At 56.9% G+C, this 7,917-nt stretch carries 2 protein-coding genes and 1 pseudogene; all 3 read right to left on the reverse strand.

Annotated features, from left to right (window positions below; genetic code table 11):
• Positions 1-5,898 (reverse strand): alpha/beta fold hydrolase (locus EOL86_10285; protein ID NCD25959.1); only part of this gene is annotated, 5,898 nt, incomplete at its 3' end.
• A 116-nt stretch (positions 5,899-6,014) separates the two neighbouring features.
• On the reverse strand, positions 6,015-6,338 hold the full coding sequence (locus tag EOL86_10290) for a hypothetical protein (GenBank protein ID NCD25960.1): 324 nt from the start codon (positions 6,336-6,338) through the stop codon (positions 6,015-6,017).
• Positions 6,335-7,402 (reverse strand): annotated as a pseudogene (locus tag EOL86_10295) (DUF4372 domain-containing protein). Before EOL86_10295 ends, EOL86_10290 begins: the two are co-directional and overlap by 4 nt.
• Positions 7,403-7,917: the final 515 nt, after the last annotated feature.

Here is a 7,917-nt window from a genome sequence, read left to right on the forward strand (position 1 = left end):
CGTGAACGCGATCGATTGGTTGTCGGACAGATGAGGAAGGGTATTGCGATCGGGGCCCGGATCCACGGCGGCGGCCGCCTGGACGACCGTGCAGGTGCGTGCCAGGCCCCCGCCGGACACGACGATGGCCCCCGTGCGGGCCGCAGCCGCGGCGTTGGCCGCCACGCCGTAGGTGACCGTCCCGTTGCCGGTGCCAGAAGCCCCTCCCGTGATCGTGATCCAGGTCGAATTGGCCCCCCGCGCCGCCGTCCAGGGCACGTTGGCCGTCACCGAAATTGTCCGCCCTCCAGACGCCGTGGCGGGCACGTTGGTGCCGGCCGGATGCAGCGCCAGCGCCGGCGCCGCCCCCGCCTGAACCACCGTGCAGGTGCGCGTGATCCCCCCGCCGCTCACCATCACCGTTCCGGTCCGGGTTGAGGCGCCGCTGTTGGCCGCAACGCTGTATGTCACTGTTCCGTTGCCGGTGCCGGAAGCCCCACTCGTGATTGTGATCCAGGTCGAATTTGCCCCGCGCGCCGCGGTCCAAGGCACATTCGCCGTCACCGCGATCTGGCGGCCGCTGGAGGCGGTGGCGGGAACATTGGTGCCGGTGGGCGAAATGGATACAGAAGGTGTTCCCGCATCTACCGTCTCAATGATTCCAAACAAAGGATACCGGGAAACAAATTCATCATTCCAGGCGCCCGGATCGTTATGGGTCGCAGGATGGATCATCGCAACGCTTTCGATTCCGCCGCTATTATTCGGCTCTCCGGCATACCAGTTGCGGTACGTGGCGGATGATCCGCTGAGCCAAACCCAGCCGCCCCCCGGCTCTGGACTGCCGTTTGGTTGATGGAGGCCAATCCAGCGGGCTTCTTGGCCGAAATTGGCAAGCAACCAATCGTTTTCCGCCTGATTTCGGATGGTGGTCAAATGACCGCCGGCGGATTGCGCCTCCGCCTCGGCTTGGTCCCAGTACATTGCCACCGAAGTCAGCCGATACCAATTTCCGTTGGCCGGATTTTGGATCCATTCGTCACCGAACGGACTCGCGGCCTGAATGACTGTGCAGGTCCGGCTAACCCCGCCGCCCACCACCACGATGGTACCGGTCCGGGCCGAGGTGCCGCTGTTGGCCTCAACGCTGTAGGTCACCGTACCGTTGCCGCTGCCCGAACTGCCGCCGGTGATTGTGATCCAGGTCGAATTTGCCCCGCGCGCCGCCGCCCATGGCGCATTCGCCGTCACGGCAATCTGGCGGCCGCTGGAGGCCGATGCGGGCACGTTGGTGCCGGTGGGCTGAATCTTCAGCGCGGCGGAGGTGCCCGCTTGTATAACTGCGTATCCGTTATCTAATCCGGATGTAATCCAAACTGCATTTGTTAAATCCGCAGGTGTTTCCACACAAGGAGGAGTACAACCCCATCGGACAACCGTGCCATCCTCTTTCATAGCCAGCGAATGACCGAATCCTGCTGCAATGGAAACAACATTGGACAAATTTGCCGGCACATTCGTAGCAGAATAACTCGGTCCAAGGTCACTACTTCCCCCTCTGCCCCAAGCCAAGACCCTGCCTTGATCAGTCAATGCCAACGCATGACCGGAACCTGCCGCAATTGAAATGATGTTGGTGACATTTCCAGGGACATTAGTCACAGGGCCGCGACCCCATACCGCGACACTCCCATCGGTGCGCAACGACATACTAAATGTGGATCCCGCTGCCACAGCTTGAGCCGGCCATGCATTGGCAGGAACTATGGTTTCCGGTTCGCCAGTAAAAATCCCCCCCCACGCCGACACACGACCATCTGAATGCAACGCCAAGCAGTGAAACTGGCCAGCCGCAACTTGGATAACATTGGTGGCAGAATTTGGCACGGGCATAGCGCCCATGGAAGACCCCCAACCAATGACCCGCTTATCGCGTGTCACCGCAAGTGAGTATTTTAATCCCGCTGAAACCGAGACAATATTGGTTGCATGTACTGGAAAATTCAATTGGCCGGAGTCGTTCGCCCCCCATGCTGCGATGGTCCCATCTGGCCGAACCGCAAGGGCGTGGGTATAGCCACCGGCGACCACTTGATAAACAGGCCAATTGTTGTCGCCTGGCAGGAGCACTTCTAGATTTTCCGGCCTAGCGCTAACAATACCGTTGTAATCGTCTCCCCAGACCCTTACAGAACCCGTTCCCGATACTAAGCTCCCGGCTTGGACCACCGTGCAGGTGCGCGAAAGGGAACCGCCCACCACCACAATGGTACCGGTCCGGGCCAAGGCGCCGCTGTTGGCCGCAACGCTGTAGGTCACCGTACCGTTGCCGCTGCCCGAATTGCCGCCGGTGATTGTGATCCAGGTCGAATTTGCCCCGCGCGCCGCCGCCCATGGCGCATTCGCCGTCACGGCAATCTGGCAGCCGCTGGAGGCCGATGCGGGCGCGTTGGTGCCGGTTGGACTGATGGATACAGAAGCTGATTGCGCTTCCCAAGCGACTTGGTCGACCCAACCGCAATCGGTTCCATGGGACTCGCTTTCATCCTTGGAATACACCCAACGCAACACATGCGTTCCCGCAGGAAGAGAAAAGGTTAGTTCCTGCCAATCCACTGTCCCGGAAATGGCCCCGGGCTGCTCCACTTCATTGATGTAAAAGTTCAAGAAATCCCAACCTGTCTCTGACGACACCTGCCACCAGAAACGCAATATGCCCGGCCCGGTGACAGACGTCTCCAGCCAACTTGTTTGGCTGTCCTCAATATCGCCACTCTGGGCGGATCCCTGCCCATCGTGAGAGGGGGGGGATACGGCCATCCAATCCGCATCCCCGCCCGTGTTCCAGACCAGTTCGGGAGCCCCCAGGGCTGCGCCAAGTGTTCCCAGCGGATCCTCTGGATCGGGCGAGAGTCGGACATCTTCCACAGCCGGATCAGCCACGGTGGCCGGGAAATACCCCGGGGCCACGACCATGAGTTGCCCCCCGATGGCTTCCGCGTCAGCGAAAATGAAACTCAAGTTTCCGTCCGCGCCTGTGGTCGATGACAAGATGGTGTAAATATTTCGCCCTACGTCATGCGCCACCAATACCGCCCCCTGAATCGCCGTGGAAGACGTCCCCTTTCCCGCCAAGTCCATGCGCCGGGACGCCTGGCTGCTGCTGACATCTCGAACAACCGTCATTGCGGACAAAGCCCCCTGCACATACTCCGGCTGGGGTTCCAAGACTGCGGTTCCGGTTGCCAAAAACCCGGTGATGGCAGCGACCAGCTTGTCATACTGCTGGTTTTTTTGTGGAGAAAAATAGCCCGTGTGGAAAGCCTGGATATAGACGTTCCGCGGTTGCGCCAGCGGACGTTTCCCCTGCGAGGTCCATGCCACAATGCCATCGCTTCCGTATGCGGGCAGATCGAATGAGGGCAGTTCAAACCTGTTTTCTTGCCATGCCTGATACTCTTCTTCGGTCAAGACTTGATACATATCGGTGCCCACCAATGGCAGATGGGCGGAGTCATTAACGACGGCAGAATCATCGTTAAGCCAAAGCTCCAGTTGAGATTGCGGATTCGCCAGATCATTGATGGCCGGAGTGCCCGCCGCATGGATTCCGGCCAGCATGCTGTCGTTGAGCAAAATCGACAAGATCTGGGCGATGGGCGCTCCTTCGAACGGCGATCCGACCGATACAAAGCGATCAAGCCTTGCCCCGCCCCACCACTGTTTATACAAACGCGTCAACACCCCGCCCATGCTGTGCCCCACAATATGGATTTTGCTATCCCCGGTCTGGTCCGTCAGTTTCGCCAGCGTCACGTGGAGCAAGTCCACTGAATCACGGAGAGAACCCGTATTGGGATAATCCAAGGTATAGACGGGCCGGCTTTGAGCCAAATCGGCAATGAATGGGCTCCCGTAACAGGCCATCCCGCGGGACACGATCCCGTGCAGCAAAAGCACCGGCCGCCCGGCACCCACCGTGCCCCCGCGCCGATTCAACTGGCCGAGTTGAAACTCGCCGCGACGCAATTCTTGGCCTGCGCTGTCCCGAGCCACCCACTCGTATTGTGCCGCCGCCCAGTCGGACAGCGGCCACAACACCCCGCTGCCCCAGGTGGTCAACAAACGAGGTTCCGCCAGAGTGGATTCATTAAGCTGAAGGATTTCTGCTCCCGCCGTGTGGATCCGCCACCGTCCATTGACCTGCGCGAACAGCATCCACAAAGGCGCCGGATAGTTGTCGCCCGCATAACTTTCCCCCACTGCCTCGATTTCCACCCACGCCGCATCGCTGCCGCATACAATGCCAATCGACAGTTCGGTTACACCGCCCAGATCCCCGCCCAGCACGTTGGTTGGCGTGTTGGGATAGACCAGCCGAACATCACCCCCGACCGTCCAGGAATAGCCGGATGGAGCGGGACCCGCATTGTTGCCTTCATTGCTTTCGTCGATTTCACTGACGCCCTCATAGCGGTCCGCATACGCCCAGGCCGTATAAGTCCCTGCAGCCGGCGCGGTGATCCCAAACGTCAATTGATGCGTGCCTCCGGCGGGAATTATATCGTCATAATCCTGATCCGCTTCAGGGCTTGTGCTGATGTCCGGAGCCGAAGACCGATCCGACCAGAACCCCGTATTGAAGATGCCCGACACATCGGCCTCCCCCTCATTGGCCAGCGTCACCGTAAACGTCACAGAATCACCGGGATTAGGGTTGGCCGGGCTGTGTTCGATCGATTCGATTACCAGATCCGGCTTCACTGATTCATCGGCCACAATCGGCCCCGGCTTCACCACCGTCGCGACTCCGTTAGCGGCAGCCCCCTGGGAGTCCTTTGCCTCGTACTGGTATGTGTAGTTCCCCGCGTTCAAGCCATTCAGTGACTTGCCATAGATCGTCCCGCTGGCATGGTTCTCCGGGATCGATGGGCTCATGACAAATGGACTGCCGGATATGGGTGTCCCTCCCTTTTCAATATGCACTCGCGGATATCCGCTCTGCGGTGGATTTCCATCCGCATCCTTATAGACCACATAAAAGTAATATGTGTCACTGGAATCACCGGAGTTGGGATCCACTCCGTCATCCATATACCCTGTTGCTTCCAGCCAGGTAAGAGATGGGGAATGATTAATCAATTCCGTATAATTGGCTGTTATCGTCTGGTTTCCATCCATAACTTTAACAATGGCCTGAGTATACCCAGCCATGTAAACATCACCCGTCCACTCATCGAACGTGCATCCATTGTATGTCTCGGGTGCATATACCGAAATGGTTGTCTCGTTGAAGCGGAAAGTACAGGGAGTATTCCCAGATGTCTTGCCATCCAGATCCGCTGACGATAATGTCACCGGCACACCCGATAATCCCGCTGAGTATACATTCAGATTATACGTGATAGCGCCCGATTCTCCCGTATAGCTAAATGGAGAACTTGTGCGGGTGTGGTTATCATCCATTGGATAAACCTCTCCCCCGTCAGACACAACTCTGACGAATAAATAGTAGTTGCCGTTGGGAACCAGGCCTTCGCTCCATGAAGGGCATAAAGGACCTTCCATACTTACGGTTTTCATTCCCCCTGCAGAAATTGGGGTTAGCCCGGTAACTAGCTGATCGTGAAAACGAGTATCGTCGTTATTTCCAAAAGTTGTGTCACTAGACAAATAAAAATCAACCCATACATCGTCACGCAAGGTATTTGGGCCATTATTATAGACATCAAAGCGACATGTTTGGAAAGTGCGAGATGCGCTAGATGAGCGCGTTATCACCAGATTCTGCACAGCCAGATCAACAACTGCCGCAAAACTGACCTCCAAACCACCTTGCAACATTGTTAATATAAAAATAAATATAAATGCAAATTGGTTAATCCTATATTTTAATATTTTCATACAGTTGCTCTTCATAAAGGGGTCGTCGAAGGGGTCCTATAATTTAATATTTTCATCTCACCGTTCTACTTTCCGAGACAACCCAATCTCTTTCAAAGCATACTCATACCAATGCTGATTCTGCAGATCCGTCAGCAGTCTGGTTTCGGATCCAACGGGTTCTTTCCATTCAAACGCTTGGGGATCCGAGTGAATTTCGTTCTGGTCCCATTGGATCCGGGGGAATCCCGGATGGAGTTTGTTCGCGACTCGGACACGCCCTGATCGAACGTCAGGATGTTGTAGACATAAAAGACCGGCTCGTCCCCAATCCGCAGCATCTTGCCGGCATAGATGGTTTGCAATTCATACGCATCCGGCCGGGAGTCCTCCGGGAAGGGGTGATAGCCCGGGGGAAACGCCCAAACCGTCCCCGCCGCAATAACTCCTGCGACCAGAACCCAGAAGTTTTTCATTGCAATATCTCTTCCGTGGCCTTCTGGATCAGTTCATCCTTCTGGGCAGGAGTTATCTGATCTACAATCGATTGGACAAACTCCGCGTCTTGCGTGCCGTCGCAGTTCATATGGTCGGCCTGGAGCATCGGGAACCCAGGATACAAGGAATTATCCAGTCGAATCGATGTCCCGTCGATTACCAGGATGTTGTGGACGAAATAGTATTCCACGCATTTCCGTTCCGGATCTCCCACTTCGCCGATAGAGGTATGGATGAAGCACAGTTTCCCATCCAGCATCACAAAGTTTTCTTCCCACGGATAATGAGCCAAAACCGAGACCGCGTTGTACGACTCCCCTGTGGAAAGAATAAAAGTCAATGTTGCGCCCCCCGCCATCCATCCATTGCCACCCTGCCAATGGTTCAGGAGGAAGTCCAACGTGCCGTCCTGATTCAGATCCCCGGCATAGAAACTGAAAAACGGACTGCCCCCGCAGCCGCCCGATTTGTCGTCAAAGAGGCTTCTGCCATCCACGATGAGATCCGACTCCTCCACGGTCATCCGAAAGGTGACTTCATGGTCATTCGCGGTGCCGTGAAAAAGCAGCCGTTCCATCTCCCCCTTAGGATTCCGTTCGATGGTCCCGAATAACTTCTCGAACCGGATCGGCTCCGGACGCGCATCCGGCGGGAAAGGATCGCTCTCCGGATTGGGAAACGCTCCCGACCAATTCGCCATGACGAAGACGCCCAACCCAGCAATCCGGCCTAGTTGTTTGACATCCGTCATGGTTATATTTTGGCTTGCTTCCATGGCTTTGACAATTCCAAACTCAACTTTTCGGAATAGAGTCTCCGCCATCCCGCAGTCCCGCACCCGGTTGGCATGGCTCAGGTTGTTGCGGTTCGGCGCCGTCGCTCCGGCATTCATGCGCGACGCGTCGCAGATGTCATGGAGACCGATGGCATGGGTCACCTGCGCGAAGAGCGACGCGACCAGGTGGCTCCAAGGCTTGAACGTCCGGCTCCGGGCATCCCCGCCCTGTTCTTTGGCCAGGCTTGCGATCCAATGCCGACCCAATGCCCCGGAATCAGGTTACACAGTTGCTTGAGGATTATACGAATGGCCCGTTGAAATGTGGTTGTGGTGTTTTTTCATACTCTCCGAGTGGAGGATTTCCGTGCCACATTCAACCTTTTCTTTCACCCGCTTTGGGATGACAGCGGTTGGAATCAAGAAGTGATGCGAGGACCGCCGATTATGAGAAATACCCCGCCAACGGTCCCGGCCAAGGGGAGATCGCGAATGCCAACGGCCGGGTCAGAGCCGAACGTTGCGCAGCGCCTGGGCTTCGATGTAGCGCCCTGTGGCCCAATGGTACAGATAGGCCACGTGGACTTCCCCGTAAGCCAACAGGCGATACTGTAGCCGGTGAGCGACGTTGACGGCACCCGGCGTGGCGGATTCGCGCTGGCCGTTGGTATAGTCCCAGATCATGGCCCAGTAATAATACCCATTGGCGTCGCAATCGATGACCTGATCGGCCCCAACGCGGGGGGCCGCATTCACCGGCAACGGAAAACACCACAAAACCA

Source organism: Deltaproteobacteria bacterium, from assembly GCA_009930495.1.
Taxonomy (GTDB): Bacteria; Desulfobacterota; Desulfovibrionia; order Desulfovibrionales; family Desulfomicrobiaceae; genus Desulfomicrobium.

Excerpts from the sequence above, each read along its gene's own strand:
- EOL86_10290 (NCD25960.1), bottom strand. The coding sequence starts at position 6,338 with ATGAAAAACTTCTGGGTTCTGGTCGCAGGAGTTATTGCGGCGGGGACG.